Below are 19,638 nucleotides of genomic sequence, written 5' to 3' on the forward strand. Positions count from 1 at the left end.
GTCGCCGGAGACAGAATGTCACATCAGAACAGCGGCGTCCCCGGTACGAAAGCATCGAACGCGGCCCAGAACTGCTGGCGGTAACGATCCTGCTCCTGCAGGATTTCGTGCTTGGCGCCGGGGATCACCAAATGCGAACCGGCTCGCAAATGATAGGCGAACTCCTCGATCGCGGGAGTCGAAACCACGCTGTCCATGCCGGCGGCGGTTATCAGGATCGGCTGCCGGATCTGCGACGGGTAGTCGGTGGCCTTGAAGGCGTGCATCGCGCGGAACGCGGTGTCGGCCCAGGCCACGGTCGGCGAGGCGAGGCCCAGCGTCGGGTCTTCGACGACGATCGCGGCGTTGCGGGCGTAGCGCACCGGGTCCGAGGTCAGCTTGTTGCCGACGAACGGCTCGGTGTTGGCGAGCACGTCGTTGCCGCCGGGCACGTAGCGGCCGCCCTGGCCGGCCAGCCGCATCGCGCGCAGCAGCAGCCTGATCGGCAGTGCGGTGGTGTTGCCGGCGAGGTCGATCATCGGGGCCGACAGCACCATGCGGTCGAACCATCGCTTGCCGGAGCGCGCGATTCGCAGCATCACCGCTCCGCCCATCGAATGCGCCAGCGCGAAATGTGGCGGTGGGCAGTCCGGCAGCACCACGTCGCGGACGAAGGTTTCGACGTCGACCTCGAAGTCGGCGAAGTTGCGTACATAGCCCTTGCGATAGTCGCGCAGCCGTCGTTCCGAATGGCCCTGGCCGCGCCAGTCGAGCGCCGCGACCGCGAAGCCGCGATCGCGCAGGTCGCGCACCGTTTCGAAGTACTTTTCGATCTGCTCGGTGCGTCCGGTGAAGACGCACACGGTACCCTTGCGATGCCCCGGCGGCTCCCACCGCGCGAACCGCAAGCTCACCCCGTCGGGCGTCTTGATGAAACCGGAGACGGCGTTTTCGGGCACCGGATTGGCAGGAGTCGAGACGAGCGTCATGGACCGGTCCGGAGGGGCGCAAATGCCTGGAAAATTGGGATGAATGCGGCTGGCGCGAACAGCTTCGGGCCCCCTCTTGAACCCCGAAACACCCCTCCCATATCATCTTGGTGCAGGCCACACCAAGGGGTCAGGAACTGACTTCCCGGCTGCACGAATGGCCCGGCCCGATGGCGGGCGGGTCGTCACATAGTCGCTTCTAGGAGGACTTTGACCATGCGTAGCTTCGATCTCACCCCGTTCTATCGGTCCACCATCGGTTTCGACCGGCTGTTCAATCTGCTGGACCAGACGTCCGCCGACGCGGCGGCTCCCGGCTATCCGCCCTACAACATCGAGCGCACCGGCGAGAACGCGTATCGCATCACCGTTGCGGTCGCTGGATTCTCTCCGTCCGAACTGTCGATCGTCAGCAAGGAGAACACGCTGACCATCAAGGGCGAGAAGGGCGGTGAAGAGGCCGGCAAGGCTGAGGTGCTTTATCGCGGTATCGCCGCGCGCGCGTTCGAGCGGGCGTTCCAGCTCGCCGACTACGTCACGGTGAAGAACGCCAGCCTCGAAAATGGGCTGCTGCACGTCGACCTCGTGCGCGAGATCCCCGAGGCGAAGAAACCGCGCAGCATTCCGATCAGCATCAATGCTCAGGCGGCCCCGCAGGTGGTCACCAGCAACACCGAGAAGGCTGCCGCGTAACGCCGCGAGCCGTTCGGCGAATCCCTGTCGCTACATAGACCTCTAGCCAAGCAGGCGCCCCGGGCAACCGGGGCGCCTCAGACCGCTGACAAACCCCGTCGATTTTCGGCGGGGTTTTGTTTTTGGCGAGTGGCGCAGCGCCCGGTGTCTCAGCCTGGCGCGGGAATTGGCCCGGTGGCCAGTGCGAGGGCTATCTTCTTGATGTTCTGGGCGGCGGCTGCCAGCAGGCACTGGCATTTGACGGCCACCAGGCCTCTGAAGCGCGCGTAGCGGTGGCCATGGAGCTGTTTGGCGTCGGCAAAGGAACGTTCGACCGTCTCCTTGCGGCGTTTGTAGATGCGCTTGCCCCAGGGCGTTAGACGGTTGGCGTCGGTGCGCTCGCGGGCCTCGGCCCAGACGTGGCGGGTGATCAGACGAACCGCGTTGCGGCTCGACGTGCACGAGGCGAGCAGCGGACAGTCTTTGCAGATCGCAGGATCGCTCTTGTAGTGGCGGTAGCCGGTGCGATCGGTGGTGGAGTAGCTGAGTAACTGTCCCTGCGGGCAACGATAGCTGTCCAGCTCCGCTTCATAGGCGAAGGCCTTGTTCGGCATCATGCCGGGCCGCGGCGGGGTTGGCCGGCGATAGCCGATGACGCCCGGAATGTTGCGCTGTTCCAGGCCGTGGGCGATTCCTGAGGTGGCATAGCCGGCGTCGAGGCCGACGGCGGCGACATCAAAGCCGAAGCGTTGCCGTTGGCGATCGAGCCGGCCGAGATAGACGATCGAGTCGTGGACGTTGGCCGGCGTGGCGTGTGTATCGGTGATGATCCCGAGCCGGCCGTCGACGGTGCGGTGGTCGAGGTAGAAGAATCCCTTCGGCTTGCCTTCGCGCACCATGTAGCCGGCATCCGGATCGGTCCGCGACACCTTGGTCTCCTTCTCGACCGGCTGTCGCTCTTTCTCCGGGAGGGGTTTCTTGCCGTGGGCCGCGCGATCCGCCTCGATCGCGGCGTCCAGATCATCCCAGTAATCGGCCCGCGATTTGGCGACCACTGCGGTGTCGTAGCGGTTCTTGTTGGCGTTGGCCTTCAGATGCGTGGAATCGGTGTAGAGCACCGTGCCATCGACCAGCCCCTTGGCGATCGCCTGGGTCACGATCGCGTCGAAGATGTCCTGCGCGACCGCAGTGTCGTTGTAGCGGCGCCGCCGGTTCTGGCTGAGCGTCGAGGCGTCGAACACCGGATCGGTCAGCTTCAACCCCAGAAACCACCGATAGGCGACGTTGACCTCGATCTCGCGCACCAGCTGCCGCTCGGAGCGGATGCCGAACAGGTAGCCGATGAACAGCGCCTTGAACATCAGCGTCGGATCGAGCGGCGGCCGGCCGTTGTCTGGGCAATACAGCCCGGCGACCCGATCGTGGATGAACGAAAAATCGATCACCGCGTCGATCTTGCGAAGCAGGTGATCCTTCGGAACCAGACCGTCGAGACTGACCATCTCGATCGAAGTCTGTTGCGGTGAGGGTTTGCGAAGCATCACCCATGGAATCAAAACTCCCCGCCAATGGCGAGGAGTTTGTCAGCAGTCTGAGGCGCCCCGGGCAACCGGGGCGCCTTTGTGTGATGGTCTGCCGTCTTCACTCCAGCGTCTGCACCGGCGGCAGCGGTTCGGTCGGGAGGATGGTGGCGGATGACTTTGCCTGGGCCGGTGCCGGACCCGCGGCCGATGGCGTTACGGCCGGCGAGGTCTGGACCGTGGCGGTGTCCTGCTTCGGCGCGCGGGCTCCGTCTTGCTTGGCCTGATCGAGCGCCGGCTTCGAGCCGTCCTTGGCGGCGTCGGCGCCAGCGGCCTTGGCCGCCTTTTCACCCGCAGGGTGCTGCGGCGACGGCCGGGGGAGCGGGGTGGCCGGATTTCGGGCGGCGACGCGCGCGACCGGCTTCGGCGGCCGCGGCGGATTGCGTTCGATGAAGCGCGGCAGGCCCTGGATCCGGCCGTAGCTGGCGACCGTCACCTCTTCCATCCGGTCGCCCATCTGCCACGCCGGCATGAACCGGACCAGCCTGCCGGTGCGGGCGTCGATCACCAGGCGACCATCGTCGCCGTCCGGATTGATCACCGCCATGGTGTAGACGAGGCCGCGTTGGCGCGGGTAGCCGAGCGGCGCGAAACCTTCGGCGCGTGCCGCCCGGGTGACTGCATCCGGCGACAACACATCGAGCGCGTCGACCGGCGGCGCCGCGCGGCGCGTCTCTCGCGGCGGCGGCATCGCCGCGTAAGAGCCCTGAATGTCCGACACACTGGTGACGGGCGGCCGTGCGGCGCCGCCGGCCGGCAGCGGATCGGCCATCGCCGTGGTTGCGGCGGTCGCGGCTAGACCGGCCGACATCACCCACCCTTTGAATTTCATGGTTCGAAGCTCCCTGCAGCGCCCGCTCCGGCGTGGCGCGGGCGGGAGCCTCGCGGGGGAATTTGACCGGGGGTTGGCCCAAACGCGGCGCATTTGGCGTGAATCCGCGGCGACGGCGGATCGATCCAACGGAGGACTCGGGCGCGCTTGTGTGCTAGACAAAAATTTGGCAAAGTCGTGCTAGGACAGCATCGCTGTCTCATTTACGGTGGTATCCCGGCACGGGGTTTGCAGCGTCACGCGAGGCGATGGACGTCGCGCGCGGCACCTCATTGTCCGTTGGGCGATATGGACACCGGGGTCTGAATACGCAAATCGTGGCTCGCAGAGCGCGAGCGGTGGCCCGGAGGGTGCCGCGACCGCCTGAGCTGCGCCGACACTGGAGTATCCCCTCCCGGGATGAAGAGGACGAAGATGAGCGGGTCTGAGCTTGCGCGCGAAAACATGGTTGCCAATGCGCTGACGGCGGACTCGGCTGTCAAAACCGCCGTGCCCGAACACGCGCATGAGCACACTTGGCGCCCGGCCGCCGAAGGTCTGTACGACCTGTCGCGCGAGAAGGACGCCTGCGGCGTCGGCTTCATCGCCAACATCAAGGGCGTCAAGTCGCATCAGATCGTCTGCGACGCGCTGCGCATTCTTTGCAACCTCGAGCATCGCGGCGCGGTCGGTGCCGATCCGCGTGCCGGCGACGGCGCCGGCATTCTGGTGCAGATCCCGCACGCCTTCTTCAGCCGCAAGGCCGCCGAGCTCGGCTTCTCGCTGCCGGCGCCCGGCGAATACGCCGTCGGCGCGCTGTTCATGCCGCGCGAGACCTCGTGGCGGAAGGTGATCAAGAGCATCATCGAGGACCGCATCAAGGCCGAGGGCCTGACCTTCCTCGGCTGGCGCGACGTGCCGACCGACAATTCCTCGCTCGGCGAGACCGTCAAGCCCACCGAGCCTGCCAACATGCAGGTGTTCATCGGCCGCGGCAGTGCGATCAAGTCCGAGGACGAATTCGAGCGCAAGCTCTACATCCTGCGCAAGTCGATCTCGAACGCGATCTATCAGCGCCGCGAGCGTGGCCTCGCCGGTTACTATCCGGTGTCGCTGTCGTGCCGCACCGTGATCTACAAGGGCATGTTCCTGGCCGACCAGCTCGGCAAGTACTATCCCGACCTGCACGAGGACGATTTCGCCAGTGCGCTGGCGCTGGTGCATCAGCGGTTCTCGACCAACACCTTCCCGACCTGGTCGCTGGCGCATCCGTACCGCATGGTCGCGCACAACGGCGAGATCAACACGCTGCGCGGCAACGTCAACTGGATGGCCGCCCGGCAGGCCTCGGTGCATTCGGAGCTGTACGGCAAGGACATCAGCCGGCTGTGGCCGATCTCCTACGAGGGTCAGAGCGACACCGCCTGCTTCGACAACGCGCTCGAATTCCTGGTGCGCGGCGGCTACTCGCTGCCGCACGCGGTGATGATGATGATTCCGGAAGCGTGGGCCGGCAACCCGCTGATGGACGAGAAGCGCCGCGCGTTCTACGAGTACCATGCCGCGCTGATGGAGCCGTGGGACGGTCCGGCCGCGCTCGCCTTCACCGACGGCCGCCAGATTGGCGCCACGCTCGACCGTAACGGCCTGCGCCCGGCGCGCTATCTGGTCACCAAGGACGACCGCATCGTGATGGCGTCCGAAATGGGCGTCTTGAAGATTCCGGAAGACCAGATCGTCACCAAGTGGCGGCTGCAGCCGGGCAAGATGCTGCTGGTCGATCTCGAGCAGGGCCGGCTGATTCCCGACGAAGAGATCAAGGCGCAGCTTTCCGCCAGCCATCCTTATGCCGACTGGCTGCATCGCACCCAGATCGTGCTCGAAGAGCTGAAGGAAGCGCCGGTCAAGGGCCAGCGCTCCAACCTGCCGCTGCTCGATCGGCAGCAGGCGTTCGGCTATACGCAGGAAGACATCTCGATCCTGCTGACGCCGATGGCCTCGACCGGCGAGGAAGCCAACGGCTCGATGGGCAACGACACGCCGCTGTCGGCGCTGTCGGACAAGCCGAAGCTGCTCTACACCTATTTCAAGCAGAACTTCGCCCAGGTCACCAACCCGCCGATCGATCCGATCCGCGAAGAACTGGTGATGAGCCTGGTGTCGATCATCGGCCCGCGGCCGAATCTGTTCGACACCGCAGAGCTCGCCGGCACCAAGCGTCTGGAAGTGCGTCAGCCGATCCTCACCGACGGCGACCTCGAGAAGATCCGCTCGATCTCCGAGATCGGCGATCCGCACTTCAAGTCGCGCACGCTCGACACCACGTTCCATTCCGCGCTCGGCGCCTCTGCGATGGAGCAGGTGCTCGACGACCTCAACGCCCGCGCCGAATCCGCGGTGCGTGACGGCGTCAACATCATCATCCTCAGCGACCGCGCCGCCGGTGCCGATCGGATTCCGATCCCGGCGCTGCTGGCCTGCGCCTCCGTGCATCATCATCTGATCCGCGTCGGCCTGCGCACCTCGGTCGGACTGGTGATCGAGTCGGGCGAGCCGCGCGAAGTGCATCACTTCGCCTGCCTGGCCGGTTTCGGCGCCGAGGCGATCAATCCGTATCTGGCGTTCGAGACCATCATCGCGCTCAAGGACCGGCTGCCGGCCAAGCTCGACGACTACGAGATCGTCAAGCGCTACATCAAGTCGATCGGCAAGGGCCTCTTGAAGGTGATGTCCAAGATGGGCATCTCGACCTACCAGTCGTATTGCGGCGCGCAGATCTTCGATGCGGTCGGCCTGCGCCACGACTTCATCGCCAAGTACTTTGCCGGCACCCATTCGCAGATCGAGGGCGTCGGCCTCGCCGAAATCGCCGAAGAGACCGTGCGCCGCCATCGCGACGCGTTCGGCGATGCGCTGGTGTACAAGACCGCGCTCGATGTCGGCGGCGAATACGCCTTCCGCACCCGCGGCGAAGACCACGCCTGGACGGCGGATTCTGTCGCGACGCTGCAGCACGCGGTGCGCGGCAACTCGCAGGAGCGCTACCGCGCCTTCGCCAAGCTGCTCAACGATCAGCAGGAAAAGCTGCTGACGCTGCGCGGCCTGTTCAAGATCAAGGGCGCCGAGGCCGAAGGCCGCAAGCCGGTGCCGCTGGCCGAAGTCGAACCGGCGGCCGAGATCGTCAAGCGGTTCGCGACCGGCGCGATGAGCTTCGGCTCGATCTCGCGCGAGGCGCACACCACGCTGGCGATCGCCATGAATCGGATCGGCGGCAAGTCGAACACCGGCGAGGGCGGCGAGGAGCCGGATCGCTTCAAGCCGATGGCGAACGGCGATTCGATGCGTTCGGCGATCAAGCAGGTCGCTTCGGGCCGGTTCGGCGTGACGACGGAATATCTCGCCAATTCCGACATGATCCAGATCAAGATGGCGCAGGGTGCCAAGCCCGGCGAAGGCGGTCAGTTGCCCGGCCACAAGGTCGACGCGACCATCGCGGCGGTGCGCCACTCGACCCCCGGCGTCGGCCTGATCTCGCCGCCGCCGCACCACGACATCTATTCGATCGAGGATCTGGCGCAGCTCATTTACGATCTGAAGAACGTCAATCCGTCGAGCGCGATCTCGGTGAAGCTGGTGTCGGAAATCGGCGTCGGCACCGTCGCGGCGGGTGTTGCGAAAGCGCGCGCCGACCACGTCACCATCTCGGGCTTCGAAGGCGGCACCGGCGCTTCGCCGCTGACCTCGATCAAGCACGCCGGCAGCCCGTGGGAAATCGGCCTTGCCGAAACCCACCAGACCCTGGTGCGCGAGCGGTTGCGGTCGCGTATCGCCGTGCAGGTCGACGGCGGTTTCCGCACCGGCCGTGACGTCGTGATCGGTGCGCTGCTCGGCGCCGACGAGTTCGGCTTCGCCACTGCGCCGCTGATCGCGGCCGGCTGCATCATGATGCGCAAGTGCCATCTCAACACCTGCCCGGTCGGCGTCGCGACCCAGGATCCGGTGTTGCGCAAGCGCTTCACCGGCCAGCCCGAGCACGTCATCAACTACTTCTTCTTCGTCGCCGAAGAAGTCCGCGAGCTGATGGCGAGCCTCGGCTACCGTACCTTCAACGAGATGGTCGGCCAGTCGCAGATGCTCGATCAGGCCGCGCTGGTGGCGCATTGGAAGGCCAAGGGCCTCGACTTCTCCAAGCTGTTCTTCAAGCAGAAGGCGGAGAAGGGGCAGACGATCTTCCACTCGGAATATCAGGATCATCATCTCGACAGCGTGCTCGACCGCAAGCTGATCGCCAAGTCGCAGGCGGCGATCGACCGCGGTGCGCCGGTGAAGTTCGAGATCGAGATCAACAACACCGACCGCTCGGCCGGCGCGATGCTGTCCGGCACTGTCGCCAAGCATTACGGCCACGCCGGCCTGCCGGCAGACACCATCCAGGTGCACCTCAAGGGCACCGCGGGTCAGGCGTTCGGCGCCTGGCTGGCGCGCGGCATCACCTTCGATCTCGAAGGCGAAGGCAACGACTACGTCGGCAAGGGCCTGTCGGGCGGCAAAATCATCGTCCGGCCGCCTGCGATCTCCGGCATCGTGCCGGAAGAGTCGATCATCGTCGGCAACACCGTGATGTACGGTGCGATCGAGGGCGAGTGCTACTTCCGCGGCATCGCCGGCGAGCGCTTCGCGGTGCGTAACTCGGGCGCGGTCGCGGTGGTCGAAGGCGCCGGCGATCATTGCTGCGAATACATGACCGGCGGCATCGTGGTGGTGCTCGGCAAGACCGGGCGCAATTTCGCGGCCGGCATGTCGGGCGGCGTCGCCTACGTGCTGGACGAGGACGGCTGTTTCACCAAGACCTGCAATATGGCGATGGTCGAGCTCGAGCCGGTGCTGTCGGAAGAGATGATCAACGCCGGCGCGTTCCATCAGGCCGGCGATCTCGAAGCGCACGGCAAGGTCGACGTGTTCGCCGATCTGCTCGGCGCCGACGTCGAGCGGCTGCACGTGCTGATCTCGCGCCACGCCAAGTACACCGGCTCCAAGCGCGCCCAGGACATCCTGGCGAACTGGGCGAGCTACCTGCCGAAATTCCGCAAGGTGATGCCGGTCGAGTATCGCCGCGCCTTGCGCGAGATGAAAGCTCGCGCCGCCGAGGAGCCGAAGATCGCGATCGGGGCGTAGGGTCTCGATCGCTCATCCTTCGAGACGCGCGCCGCAGGCGCGCTCCTCAGGATGAGGGCCGGACGCGCGGCGTGCCGCTGTCCGGCAACCAGCACAGTCCCCTCGAGGTGAGGAGGCGCGAAGCGCCGTCTCGAACCATGAGGGCCACGAAACGAAGACTTAAAGTCGAAGACAAGAATTCGAGGCGTCAGAGTTCGATGGGCAAGGTCACGGGGTTTCTGGAAATCGAGCGGCATGATCGCGCCTATGCGCCGGTCGCCGAGCGGATCAAGGGCTACAACGAATTCGTCGTCCCGCTCAGCGAGAAAGACCTGCGCGACCAGGCCGCACGCTGCATGAACTGCGGCATCCCGTATTGCCACGGCACCGGCTCGCCGCAGCCGGGAGCGACCGGCTGCCCGGTCAACAACCAGATCCCGGACTGGAACGATCTGGTCTACAACGGCTATTGGCAGGAAGCCGCGCGCACCCTGCACTCGACCAACAACTTCCCGGAATTCACCGGCCGGATCTGCCCGGCGCCGTGCGAAGCGTCGTGCACGCTGAACATCGACGACAACCCGGTCACCATCAAGACGATCGAATGCGCGATCGTCGACACCGCGTTCGACAACGGCTGGGTCAAGCCGGAGATTGCCGCGGTCAAGACCGGTCAGAGCGTCGCGATCGTCGGCGCCGGCCCGGCCGGCCTCGCCTGCGCCCAGCAGCTCGCGCGTGCCGGTCACGACGTCCACGTCTATGAGAAGTTCGCCAAGGCCGGCGGTCTGCTCCGCTACGGCATCCCGGACTTCAAGATGGAGAAGCATCTGATCGACCGCCGTGTCGCGCAGATGGAGGCCGAGGGCGTCACCTTCCATTACGGCGCGCCGGTCGGCGGCAGCGCTCCGGGCGCGGTCGATCCGGCCGAGCTCCTGAAGCAGTACGACGCCGTGGCGCTGACCGGCGGCGCCGAAGCGCCGCGCGATCTGCCGATCCCGGGCCGTGAGCTTGCCGGCATCCATTTCGCGATGGACTTCCTCACCCAGCAGAACCGCCGCGTCTCCGGCGAAGCCGTGAACGGCACCGACATCCTCGCCGCCGGCAAGAACGTGGTGGTGATCGGCGGCGGCGACACCGGTTCGGACTGCATCGGCACCTCGATCCGTCAGGGCGCCAAGTCGGTGACCCAGATCGAGATCATGCCGGCGCCGCCGGAGCGCGAGAACAAGGGACTGACCTGGCCGAACTGGCCGATGAAGATGCGCACCTCCTCGAGCCAGGCCGAAGGCGCGCAGCGCGAATTCGCCGTGATGACGCAGTCGTTCGAAGGCGAGGGCGGCGTCGTCAAGAAGCTGAACTGCGTCCGCGTCGACGCCAAGTTCCAGCCGATCCCCGGCACCGAATTCGTGCTCGAAGCCGACCTCGTGCTGCTGGCGATGGGCTTCGTCTCGCCGGTCAAGGAAGGTCTCCTCACCCAGCTCGGCGTCGCGCTCGATCCGCGCGGCAACGTCGCGGCCGACCTGTCGCACTTCACCACCTCGGTCGACAAGGTGTTCGCCGCCGGCGACATGCGCCGCGGCCAGTCGCTGGTGGTGTGGGCGATCCGCGAAGGCCGCCTGTGTGCGCAGGCGATCGATCGGTTCCTGATGGGTAGCACGACGCTGCCGAGGTAGGCGTCGAAACGACCCTTCCCACACCGTCATCGCCCGACTTGATCGGGCGACCCAGTATCCCAGAGCGTCGGTCGCAATGCAGTGCTCTGCTGCGAGCGCTCTGGAAAACTGGATCCCCGCCTACGCGGGGATGACGGGTGGTGGTGAGGCGTGCGCGGTAGCACAACCATGCTGCGCGAACCACGACGGACTCTCGACCCGTCATTCCGGGGCACGCGCGCAGCGCGTGAGCCCGGAATCCATAACCCCTGCGTTCGTGGTAACGTCGAGGCGGGCGTCACTGCGACTCTGCCACATCGCCGATACTGCGGCGTATGGATTCCGGGCTCGCGCTTCGCGCGCCCCGGAATGACGTGGGGTAAGGGGTGCGACCGTACGCCGCGCCATCAGCGCGTAGCGCCCAACTCACCCAACAGCACGGCCTCATCCTGAGGAGCCGCGGCGCAGCTCGAAGAGCGTAGCAGGGGCGCCTCGAAGGATGGATTGCCGGGTCAAGCCCGCCAATCAGCCCGCTATTCCCATTAGATGCTGCGAAACTACGGCTCCTTCTTTCACCGTTCCTCGTGTGGGCAAGAGCGGGCCTCCGCAATCCGGGACTGCCGCTTGCAGCTCTGATCCAAAGTTCCGATGCCAAAGTTTGCCAGCGGAGGGTGATTGAAACACGCCTCAATGGCCAAGATGCCGATTGCCGGCACCAAATACCATTGCATTGAGGACGGTTGAGCTGAGCTCGTCAGATGGCTGAAATTAGTCATCCCTCCAGGAGGCATGCGGTTTCTAAACAGAAGAGTTTGGCATCTTGCCGAATCGTCGCCAAGTAACTCGAATGCGTTGTTCCTCGTACGGGTGTTCCATCGATCGAGCTTAGGTTGGACCTCATGGCGAACAAAAGAAAGGGGCGGCTTCAGGGCCGGTACGTGCCTCCGCATCTGAGGCCTCTGCCCAATCGTCCCAGTAGTTACGTTGCTGTTGCAGCCTATCAAGAGCATGTCGAGCCATCCCAAGCGAAGAAGAGTTCGCCACCTGTGCAGGGGGAATTCGAATTCGAACCAAAAAATGATGACGATGACTAGCTGGGCTTCGGCGGTGCCGTCTCGCCGCCAATTCGTATCGGCTGTCGTAAGTCCATAATGTCTTCGCCGCCGGCGACATGCGCCGCGGCCAGTCGCTGGTGGTGTGGGCGATCCGCGAAGGCCGCCTCTGCGCCCAAGCGATCGACCGGTTCCTGATGGGCGCGACCACGCTGCCGCGGTAAGCGGCGCAATAGCAACGCCGTAGGATGGGTTGAGCGCAGCGAAACCCATCCTTTCCTCGACGCGCCGTAAAGCGATGGGTTTCGCGCTGCTCGACCCATCCTACAGACGATCACTCACACAGGCGCCATGCGCGGGCTCGACCCGCGCATCCATCGCGCGCACAGCGCGGCATCATCGAAATCGCTTAGGACGAAGGCCGATGGATGGCCGGGTCAAGCCCGGCCATGACGCGCGAGGCGAACTAACCACGCGTCATTCCGGGGCGCGACCGTAAGGTCGCGAGCCCGGAATCTCTTTGCTATCGGCTCGGGGTTCCGGGTTCGCTCGCGTTGCGCGCGCCCCGGAACGACGGTGCAGGCAGAAGCGCGGCACGGACGACGAATCGCCCGAGCTAACCCTTAGCGGATAGCCCTCACGCATTCCTCGCCATCAGGCCGCCGTCGACCGGGCTCGAAACGCGCAGTGGAAATGCGCCCGCCGCCAAGCGGCAAAAATCAACGTTGACAAGCATGTCGAATAGGAATAAATGCTCATCACCTCTCCCATCGAGGGGCGCCTCCGGAGGCGTCTTGAGGCGGGGAGAGGGGCGGCGTCCTGCGTCGCGTGGTTCGCAGCCACGTGGCCCGGGAGGCCGAGGGTCACCGTCCGCCGCTACTACGAGCGGCCGCCGCTTCAGAGGCTGGACGGGTACAGTGGAGGCCGGGGAAAGCCCGCAAGCTCGCTGTGTCCCGGAAGAACGGTCCTTCGGCCCAAAGATCGCCGCGGTGGGCGCGCCGTAAGGCGTTGCGCGAGGGATCGCAAGCCCTCGCGACAAGATCCACCCTTAGCGCCGCACGGCGCGCCCCGCCCCTCGCTGCGATAGCGACGGGCGCACAGCTCGGGCTCATCGAGCCGCGAGAGCGATTGGCCGTGGCTGTTTGACAGTGTGGATCGGACAACGTGGAGATGCGGGGCGCCTGCCTCACTCACGGCGTCATCGCCCGATTTGATCGGGCGACCCAGTATTCCAGAGCGCCTGTGGCGATGCGGTGCTTTGCTGCGAGCGCTCCGGGATACTGGATCCCCGCCTGCGCGGGGATGACGGTTGGGGGCGGAGCGACGCTACGAGGTACAAACTATCCACGGGTTTGCAAACTATCCACGAGTCATTCCGGGGCACGCAGCGAAGCTGCGTGAACCCGGAATCTCTTTGCTATCAGCTCGGGGGTCCGGGTTCGCTCGCGTTGCGAGCGCCCCGGAACGACGGTGCAGGGAGAAGCGCGGCGCGGACGACTAATCGCCCGAGCTAACCCTTAGCGGATATCCCTCACGCATTCCGCGCCATCAGCCCGCCGTCGACCGGAATCACCGCGCCGGTGATGAACGATGCGGCGGGCAGGCACAGGCTGAGCGTCATGTGGGCGACTTCTTCCGGGTCGCCGTAGCGGTGCAAAGCTGTGCGGCGGCGGGCGTATTTCTGCTTGTGCTCGGCGCTGATGCGGTCGGTCATGCCGGTGGTGATCGGGCCGGGGCAGATGCAATTGACGGTGATGCCCTCGGGGCCGAGCTCGACCGCGAGCGAGCGCGTCAATCCGGTGACGCCGGCCTTTGCCGCCGAATACGGGCTGTGCGGCGCGGTGGCGCCGAGCGCTTCGGTGGAGGCGATGTTGACGATGCGCGGGCTCTGCGACTTGCGCAGATACGGCAGCGCGGCGCGGATCACGCGGGGATGCGCGGTGAGCAGAATATTCAGCGCGCGCTCCCACACCGCGTCGTAATTCGCATCGTCGATCGGCAGCGCCGCCGAGATGCCGGCGTTGTTGATGACGATGTCGAGCCCGCCGAGTGACTGCGCGATGTGTTCGACGCCGCTTTTGATCGCCTGCGCGTCGCCGACATCGAGCGCGAAAGCCGTTGCATCGCCGCCGCGCGCCTTGATGGCGTCGGCGGCCGGCTGCGCGCCGGCGAGGGTAACATCGGTGACGGCGACGCGCGCGCCTTCGTCGGCGAACACATGCGCGGTGGCGCGGCCCATGCCGCTCGCGGCGCCGGTGACGAGAACGCGCAAGTCTTTGACCGAACGGCTGAGGGGCTTGTACGACATCGGTTTCCTCCGGTTTGTTTCTTGTTGCGGAATGTGCGGGCGCGCGGCGCGCTGCCTTCCGATTGACAAGGCTGACATCGATCGACACACAGGTCAAACGTCGCGCAGACGACGAACAACAAACAAACAGGAGGACGCGCGTGAGCGATCTCGATTTCAGCGGCAAGCAGGTTCTGGTGGTCGGCGGCTCGAGCGGCATCGGCAACGGCATCGCGCAGGCGTTTCGCACCCGCGGCGCAGAGGTCTGCGTCACCGGCACGCGCGCGGCGCCATCGGACTACGCGGTCGAAGACGGCAGCAACTTCGATGGACTGACTTACGTCCAGCTCGACGTCGGCAAGCCGCAGGCGGTCGATGCGTTCGCGCCGCCGATTCAGAAGCTCGACGTGCTGGTGCTGGCGCAGGGCGCGGTGATCTATCGCCGCGGCGAGTTCGAGATGGACGGCTTCCGCCACGTGATGGAAGTCAACCTGATGAGCCTGATGGCCTGCGCGGCGAAATTCCACCCGCAGCTCAAAGCGGCGTCCGGCAAGCTGATCATCGTGTCGTCGACCGCGGCATTCCACGCCACCAAGGGCAATCCCGCCTACAACGCCTCGAAGACCGGCGCCTACGGCCTGACCCGGACGCTGGCGCAGGCCTGGGCCGAGGACGGCATCCGCGTCAACGGCATCGCGCCGGGCCTGGTCGATACCAAGATGACCAAGGTCACCACCGACAATCCGAAGCGGCTCGCCGGCGCGATCGAAGGCATTCCGATGAAGCGCCTCGGCACGCCGGAAGACATGGCCGGCGCCGCGCTGTTCCTGGCCTCGCCGCTGTCGGCCTATGTGCTCGGCCAGACGCTGGTCGTCGACGGCGGGCTGATTTTGTAAGGGGCGCCGCCGCGCCTACTCAGCGGAAGATCGAGAAGAATCCGGAGGCGCTCGGCGGCGGGGCGCGGCGGCCCTGTTGCGGCGGCGGCGCTCCGAAGCCGAAGAATCCCGACGCGGTCGGCGGTGGGGGCGGCGGTGCGGAGCGGGCGACGCGGCGCTGCTGTTGTTGCTGCGGCTGCGATCCCGCCGAGGCGCTCGGCGCGCCGCCACTGGGCTTGGCGCTTGCCACCGGGGTCTCCGGCTTCGGCTGCTCCTTCGGCGGCGGCGGCTCCTGGGCCTTTTCGATCGACACTTCCCGGCGCGGCCAGACGTCGTCGTCGGCGCGGCCGGCGGGCGCCGATAGCGGCTCGCCCTTCACCAGCGTGCGGGCGACCAGCGCATCGACCGGCGCCGGTTGCGTGCCCGGTCCGCCGAGCAGGCGGTCGGTCGAGACCGAGGAGGCGACCAGCGGCAGAATCGGACCAGCGGCAGGGCGGGGCGCCGGGCCGCTCGGAGGCTTGGCCTCTTCGGGGGCTGCCGGCTCGGTCGGCAGCGCGATCGGGCCGCTGTGCGCCGCCAGCAACCTGGCGATCTCGCGCTCGACATAGTGCGCCAGCTTGCGGGCGCCGGACTTGGTGAAATACACGCCGTCATAGGAGCGCAGCCGCCGGATCTGGCCTTCGAAATCCGGGCCCTGCAGCACATAGCGGCCGCCTTCGTCGACGAAGCCGTCCCAGACGTCCACATAGGTGATGCCTGCCTTGGCGGCGCCGTCGCGGAATAGCGCGTTGAGGAACTGCATGTCCGAGGTCGCCTTGGTGCCGCGCACCGCCGGCAGGCCGACCCACAGGATCGGCACGTTCTTAGCCTTGAGGACGTTGATCAGGTCCTCGATCTTCTTGGCGTACAGCTCCGACCAGCGATCCTCGCGGAACTGGGCGACGCCGCTGGCGGCGCGCTTGCCCTTCTCGGTCATGATCCGCAGCGAATCGTCGTCGTCCTCGTCGTCGTCCGCCGCATTGTCGGCGGCCTTGTCGTCCGGCTTGGCTTCCTCGCCGGGCTTGGCGGCCTTGTCGTCCTTCTTCTTGTCCTTGTCGGGCGTCGCCTGCTCGCGGATTGCAATCCGGTCCGACAGGCCGAGCATCACCACGATCGCGTCCGGGTTCTCCTGGGCGATCACCTCCTTGGCGGCGCCGACCCAGTCCGATGGCTCGCCCTTCGGGGCGTAGCGCAACAGCCCGGAGATGGTCCTGAATTTGCGCACCACGCCCATTTCGGGCTGCTCGGCATAGGCCTGCTCCAGGCCATAGCCGAGCCAGTCGGCCATCGAGTCGCCGAGCACCAGCACGGTGCGGTCCGGGATCGTCTCGCGCTTCTCGGGGGCCGGCGCCTTGGAATAGTCCTCGCGCGGCGCGGCGCGGCGCTGCGGCTGGTTCTGGTGGAACGGTTGGAACACATCGTTGCCGAACCAGCCGAATCCGCCTCCTCCGCCGCCGCGTTGCTGGCGCTGCGGCGGGCCGCCGCCGAAATCGAAGAACTGCGCCGAGGCCGGCGCAGCGATGCCGAACAGCAGCACGCCGGCGACCGCCAGCACGGCCAGCGGGCCGCGCTCGGTGAAGACGCCAAAAAACGATCTCGGCTTGTCGGACATACGGATCTTGCGCAATCGCTACCGTTCGGAACGGGAGCTGATCCCTATACTAGCGGATTCGGGCCGCAACCGGGCAGCTTTCGTCGCTATAAGGCGAGCCCGGCGATCCCCGTCAAGGGCTTCGGCCGGGCCGTGCGGGCCGATCAGGCCGCCGATCGGCCGGGCCACAGCCGGGCGTCGAGGGCGGCGGCGAGCGGCGCGGAGACCGGCGTCATCGGCAGCCGCACCTCGGGGCTGTCGATCAGCCCGCGCCGCCACAGCGCATGCTTGATCGGCGCCGGCGAGGGCTCGGCGAACAGCAGCTTCGGCAGGTCGGCGAGCCGTTGCCATTCGGTCGTCCCGCCGAGCCGGTCGCCGGCCTGTAGCCGATGCATCATCGCGGCGAACGCTTCGGTTTCCAGATGCGCCGAGGCCAGAATCGCGCCGTCGCAGCCGCGGCTCAGCGCATCGAAAGCGAGCGCGTCCTCGCCGGTGAGCACCGCAAAGCCCGGCGGCCGCAGCCGCAGCAGCTCCGCGGTCTGCGCCGGATCAGCGCAGCAATCCTTGACGCCGACGATGTTGGCGCGCTCGGCGAGCCGCAGCATCGCCTCGTTGTGCAGATTGACGCCGGTGCGGTACGGGATGTTGTAGATCAGGATCGGCCGCGCGGTGGCGTCGGCTGCGGCTTCGAAATGCAGTTCCATTCCGTGCTGCGACGGGCGGGTGTAATACGGGCATGCGATCAGCAGGCCGTCGACTGGCCAGCGCACGGTCCGCCCCGGTGCCTTGGTAAGCTTGCGCGTGTCGCTGCCGGACAGCCCGAGATACACCGGCAGCTCGCGGCCGCTCGCCGCCAGCGCGTCGGCGGTCAGCATCACCAGGCGCTCGAGCTCGTCTTCATTCAATGTCAGCCCTTCGCCGGTGGTGGCGCCGAGGATCAGCCCGTCGAGCGGAGCGCGCGCGTAGTGGGCGATCAATCGGCGCAGCGATGCGGCGTCGAGCTCGCCATCGCGAAACGGCGTGATCAGCGGCAGCCATAGCCCGCGCGGCGGTGGCGATTCCTCGGGCTGGTCGGTGCAGGTGTCCATCTTCGATCTCCTTGGCGGACCGGAAGACGGAGCAGCAATAAAAAACCCCGTCGAAACCGGCGGGGTTGGGGTGCGTGCGTTGAAAGCGAAACTGATCTATCGCGCGCGCAAGCCACCGGCCCCTGAAGGAGCGCTGGCTTTCGATTTCGAGGCGGCGGCACGAACGATCATGCGGCGGAGGATGGGCGGTAGAAAGCTCGATGTCAATTGAGAGATCGAGCTGCGCCGGCCCGGGAGAGTAGCAGCTACTTTCTTTAAAGCAGCGGCTACCTTCCTCTCAACCTCTCAAGCATCTCCCCGGTCGCGAACCCGTCCGCGGGCGCGCCGATCGAGGCTTGGAAATTCCGCAGCGCTTCCCGTGTCATGCTGCCGAACTGGCCGTCGGGGGTGCCGCGGTAGAAGCCGCGGTTGGCGAGAAGCTGCTGCAATTCCAGCTTTTCGGTGCGGGACAGGGCTTTTTCCTGGCGCGGCCAGTCCTGGACCAACGGGGCGCCGCCGCGCAGCCGGTCGGCGAAATGGCCGATCGCCAGAGCATAAGCCTCGGCCGGGTTGTATTTCATGATCACCCGGTAATTGGTCAGCATCAGGAAGCCGGGGCCATCGGCGCCGGCTGGCGCCAGCAGATAGGCCTTGTCGGACGGGCGCGGGAACGGCTGCCCGGTCGGGCGCTGCACCCCCATCTGCTGCCACTGCGCCAGCGACTGGATGCGGCGGCGGTCGGCCAGCATGTAGTTGAAACCCTTCGGCACCGCGACCTCGTAGCCCCAGGTCTCGCCGCTCTGCCAGCCGTCCTTCTTCAGGTTGTTGGCGGTCGAGGCGATCAGGTCGTAGGGGTTGTCGACGACGTCGCGTCGGCCGTCGCCGTCGGCATCCACCGCGAAGCGCTTGAACGAGGTCGGCATGAACTGTGTCGGGCCGAAGGCGCCGGCCCACGAGCCGCGAAGCTGCTCGGGCCGCAGGTCGCCGCGATGCAGGATCTCCAGCGCGGTGAGGAATTCGTCCTTGAAGTAATTCTGGCGGCGGCCGACGCAGGCCAGCGTCGCGGTCGAGTTCACCACCGAGCGGTCGCCGATCTGGGTCGAGTAGTTCGATTCGATGCCCCAGATCGAGGCAATGATGTAGCGGTCGACGCCGTAGGCGCGCTCGACGGCGTCGAACTCCGCCTTATAGCGCGCCAGGATCTCGCGGCCCTTGGCGAGCCGGGTGTCGTTGACCAGGATGTCGAGATAATCCCAGATCGATTTGGTGAATTCGGGCTGCGAATCCATCAGGTCCATCAGCCGCAAATCGGGGCTGAGCCCGGCGGTGAAGCGGGCGAAGCTCTCGCGCGAGATGCCGCGGCGCGCGGCGTCCGGCCACATCGAGGCGACGCAATTGTCGAAATTGGCCGCCGCCTGCCGGATCGCCGCTGCGGTCATCAGCGGATGGCCGGAGGCCCCATCCTCGCCGCTCCATTGCGGCGTCGAACGAACCGGCGCCGGAATCGGTGCCTGCGCCGGTGCGGCCACCGGCTGCGGCGTGGCGGGGGCGGCGGGGCGGCCGCTTGGCAGCGCGCCGGTGAACAGGTCGAAGATCGCAAACGGATTGCTGCGCTCGCCGGTCTGCGCCGCCGCAGGCGCCGGCAGCAGCGCGGCGCCGATCAGCGCCGCCGTTGCCATGCGTGCCAGCCGATTGTGAGTTACCGTCATCGCTTGATCCCGTCTGCTCGTCCGAGCCCCCCTGCGCGAGGAGGCCAGCTTCACGTTTCAATCAGCTTAACAAAGCGTTTTTCCGGCGTCAGCGGCCGTACCGAACGGCGGCCGGCGCGGCGGACTTGACCGCCCGCGAGATTCGCGGCCGAGATGCCTGAAGCTGCCGCAGGACAGGTGC

At 66.5% G+C, this 19,638-nt stretch carries 12 protein-coding genes; 5 read left to right on the top strand and 7 right to left on the bottom strand.

Annotation, left to right across the window (positions count from 1 at the left end; all coding sequences use genetic code 11):
* Positions 1-23: 23 nt before the first annotated feature.
* Complete coding sequence (locus FLL57_RS00620) at positions 24-968, bottom strand: alpha/beta hydrolase (RefSeq protein WP_013500835.1); 945 nt, start codon at positions 966-968, stop codon at positions 24-26.
* A gap of 216 nt (positions 969-1,184) precedes the next feature.
* Between FLL57_RS00620 and FLL57_RS00625 the strand changes: the two genes are divergently transcribed.
* Complete coding sequence (locus FLL57_RS00625; RefSeq protein WP_013500836.1) at positions 1,185-1,661, top strand: Hsp20 family protein; 477 nt, start codon at positions 1,185-1,187, stop codon at positions 1,659-1,661.
* A gap of 149 nt (positions 1,662-1,810) precedes the next feature.
* On the opposite strand, the gene FLL57_RS00630 is transcribed toward FLL57_RS00625, so the two are convergent.
* Positions 1,811-3,181, bottom strand: coding sequence for an IS1182 family transposase (locus tag FLL57_RS00630; RefSeq protein WP_142881867.1), 1,371 nt, complete (start codon positions 3,179-3,181; stop codon positions 1,811-1,813).
* A 100-nt stretch (positions 3,182-3,281) separates the two neighbouring features.
* Positions 3,282-4,052 (bottom strand): hypothetical protein, encoded by a 771-nt coding sequence (locus FLL57_RS00635; RefSeq protein WP_142881868.1) that lies wholly within the window; start codon positions 4,050-4,052, stop codon positions 3,282-3,284.
* Positions 4,053-4,466: 414 nt separating this feature from the next.
* Here FLL57_RS00635 and gltB point away from each other — a divergent pair, with 414 nt between their 5' ends.
* Together gltB and FLL57_RS00645 are read left to right on the top strand one after the other, a co-directional pair.
* The gene (gene gltB, locus FLL57_RS00640; RefSeq protein ID WP_013500838.1) at positions 4,467-9,206 is read left to right on the top strand and encodes a glutamate synthase large subunit; all 4,740 of its coding nucleotides are present in this window, start codon (positions 4,467-4,469) and stop codon (positions 9,204-9,206) included.
* Between the two features lie 197 nt (positions 9,207-9,403).
* A complete protein-coding gene (locus FLL57_RS00645; RefSeq protein ID WP_142881869.1) occupies positions 9,404-10,858 on the top strand; it encodes a glutamate synthase subunit beta in 1,455 nt (484 codons plus the stop codon).
* Positions 10,859-13,420: 2,562 nt separating this feature from the next.
* Here the strand turns inward: FLL57_RS00645 and FLL57_RS00650 are convergent.
* The gene (locus FLL57_RS00650; RefSeq protein WP_142881870.1) at positions 13,421-14,197 is read right to left on the bottom strand and encodes an SDR family NAD(P)-dependent oxidoreductase; all 777 of its coding nucleotides are present in this window, start codon (positions 14,195-14,197) and stop codon (positions 13,421-13,423) included.
* A gap of 140 nt (positions 14,198-14,337) precedes the next feature.
* Between FLL57_RS00650 and FLL57_RS00655 the strand changes: the two genes are divergently transcribed.
* A complete protein-coding gene (locus tag FLL57_RS00655) occupies positions 14,338-15,072 on the top strand; it encodes an SDR family NAD(P)-dependent oxidoreductase (RefSeq protein WP_142881871.1) in 735 nt (244 codons plus the stop codon).
* Between the two features lie 19 nt (positions 15,073-15,091).
* Here the strand turns inward: FLL57_RS00655 and FLL57_RS00660 are convergent, their stop codons facing one another.
* Together FLL57_RS00660 and dapA are read right to left on the bottom strand one after the other, a co-directional pair.
* The gene (locus FLL57_RS00660; protein WP_142881872.1) at positions 15,092-16,702 is read right to left on the bottom strand and encodes an SGNH/GDSL hydrolase family protein; all 1,611 of its coding nucleotides are present in this window, start codon (positions 16,700-16,702) and stop codon (positions 15,092-15,094) included.
* 143 nt (positions 16,703-16,845) lie between these two features.
* A complete protein-coding gene (dapA, locus tag FLL57_RS00665) occupies positions 16,846-17,769 on the bottom strand; it encodes a 4-hydroxy-tetrahydrodipicolinate synthase (protein ID WP_142881873.1) in 924 nt (307 codons plus the stop codon).
* Here dapA and FLL57_RS00670 point away from each other — a divergent pair.
* Positions 17,762-17,980, top strand: a complete 219-nt coding sequence (locus FLL57_RS00670; RefSeq protein ID WP_142881874.1) for a hypothetical protein — start codon at positions 17,762-17,764, stop codon at positions 17,978-17,980. The genes dapA and FLL57_RS00670 overlap by 8 nt on opposite strands.
* Before the next feature lie 55 nt (positions 17,981-18,035).
* Here FLL57_RS00670 and FLL57_RS00675 read toward each other — a convergent pair whose 3' ends face one another.
* Complete coding sequence (locus tag FLL57_RS00675) at positions 18,036-19,457, bottom strand: lytic murein transglycosylase (RefSeq protein ID WP_013500844.1); 1,422 nt, start codon at positions 19,455-19,457, stop codon at positions 18,036-18,038.
* Between the last annotated feature and the right edge of the window lie 181 nt (positions 19,458-19,638).

It is taken from the genome of Rhodopseudomonas palustris (assembly GCF_007005445.1).
In the GTDB taxonomy this organism is placed as follows: Bacteria; Pseudomonadota; Alphaproteobacteria; order Rhizobiales; family Xanthobacteraceae; genus Rhodopseudomonas; species Rhodopseudomonas palustris_G.